General features: G+C 38.4%; 1 protein-coding gene, 1 pseudogene and 1 other annotated feature. The gene and the pseudogene both read right to left on the bottom strand.

Features of this window, described 5'->3' with window-relative positions; genetic code table 11:
* Positions 1-658: pseudogene (locus FTV38_RS17365) on the bottom strand (IS3 family transposase); the annotation flags it as partial.
* Positions 253-369 (bottom strand) — a sequence feature (AL1L pseudoknot). (Overlaps the previous pseudogene by 117 nt.)
* A 182-nt stretch (positions 659-840) precedes the next feature.
* On the bottom strand, positions 841-1,407 hold the full coding sequence (locus FTV38_RS17370) for a recombinase family protein (protein ID WP_006581699.1): 567 nt from the start codon (positions 1,405-1,407) through the stop codon (positions 841-843).
* Positions 1,408-1,740: the final 333 nt, after the last annotated feature.

The raw sequence follows: 1,740 nt of genomic DNA on the forward strand, positions 1-1,740 counted from the left end.
ACGGGTGGTTTGTTTGTACTTACCACGCCAAACACCTTTTATACCTAGCTTTTGCATTAATCGAGCAACAGTACAGCGCGCAATAATATAGCCTTCACGTTTCAGTTTTTGCCAGACTTTACGTACACCATACCGACCTGAACTTTCCTTCCAAATTCGTTTAATCTCCTCAGCATGATGCAAGTCATGTAAATCTCGCTTTGCTCGATGTTCTGGATTTTCACAGAGATCTAGAGTCCGGTAATAGGTTGAAGGTGCGATCGGTAAAATTCTACAAATCGCCTCGACTCCGTACAGCTCTTTATTATTATGGATAAAATCCACCATTATTTGTGTGGGCGGTCGAGCTCCGCCTGGGCGAAAAAAGCGGCTGCTTTACGTAGAATTTCATTGGCGCGTTGCAGTTCTTTATTTTCGCGTTCGAGTTGTTTGATACGTTCTTGGTCTGAAAGCTGCTGTACTTTAACTGGATTTTGTTTATCTAAATATTTTTGATACCAAACACGTAGTGTTTCAGGAGTACAACCCTTGCGCAGTATACTGCTCAGGGAGCAATAGCGGTGATCGCAGCCCAATTCGATGGATAATCTTTCTCGGATTCAATCAATAATTGAACCGCTCTTTCTCTGATTTCAGGGGTATATTTTACTTTTTTCATCGGGACATTCTCTCAGAAAGCTTGGTCTCCGACAAACCCGGTACGGTTCAAAAATCTTCCATTGATTTATTTATATCTGTTAAACCAGTCGCATTATGAAATGTAATATAAGTAGAAATTTCAGTATAAATGGTCATGATCTTTTCTAAATTTGAATATCTAAGCGTCTTCATTAATCAACCTTATTGATTATTAGTTTCTTCTTTTAAAGCTCTTTGTACTGTTGCTATCCCTACTTTAAACTTTTCTGCAACACCTCTAAATGTTGAATTTTCTTCAGCCATTGCTTTTCGTATTTCAACATAGTCAACCTTCCGCTTTCTTCCCTTATATAAGCCCTTCGCTTTGGCTTTTGCAATTCCTTCCTTTTGACGCTCACGGATCATGGAGCGTTCAAACTCTGCAAATGCAGCAAGCATCTGAAACATGAGTTTATTTATTGCCGATTGTGCTACATCATGACTGAAGGTCAAATTCTCTTTATGAAAAATAATGGTTATACCACGATCATTCAGACTATTCACAATTTCGTTCAGATCATTTGTATTACGTGCCAGACGATCAATACTATGAACATGCACCGTATCACCTTCACGCAGATAGTCGAGCATTGCATTTAACTGAGGACGTTCACGGCTACCACCGCTTGCCTTTTCAGTAAAGGTCTTATCCAGGCTGATTCCATCTAATTGACGTTCAGTATTTTGTTCAGTTGAACTGACTCGAATATATCCGACCTGATTAGGCATTCTGTACCGTTAGAGTTTAGATAATTAAATACATATTGTACCGAAATTAAATATTAAGTCTATAAATACGGTTTTTGAGTTGCTTTTTAAGACTTTATTTTGTTCCGTTAGGCTATACTCTAAATTTACAGAACATCTCTTATTCGAAATTCGATCGAATGGGAGTAAAAGCCTGCCTCAATTCGAATTAATTTTACGTTTTTTAATTTTAAAAGTTCGTCGCCCAGCAAGTCGGTAAGCAAGGTCAGGATTCCGGCCGTCCAAGTGTTTAACCAAAATTGGCACACCATTCGGTGTTTTACTCATTAAATTATCATTTTCTACATACAGCAC

It is taken from the genome of Acinetobacter sp. YH16044 (genome assembly GCF_013417145.1).
GTDB classification, from domain to species: domain Bacteria; phylum Pseudomonadota; class Gammaproteobacteria; order Pseudomonadales; family Moraxellaceae; genus Acinetobacter; species Acinetobacter amyesii.

Coding starts and splice junctions, on each gene's coding strand:
- FTV38_RS17370 (WP_006581699.1), bottom strand. CDS start 1,407: ATGCCTAATCAGGTCGGATATATTCGAGTCAGTTCAACTGAACAAAAT.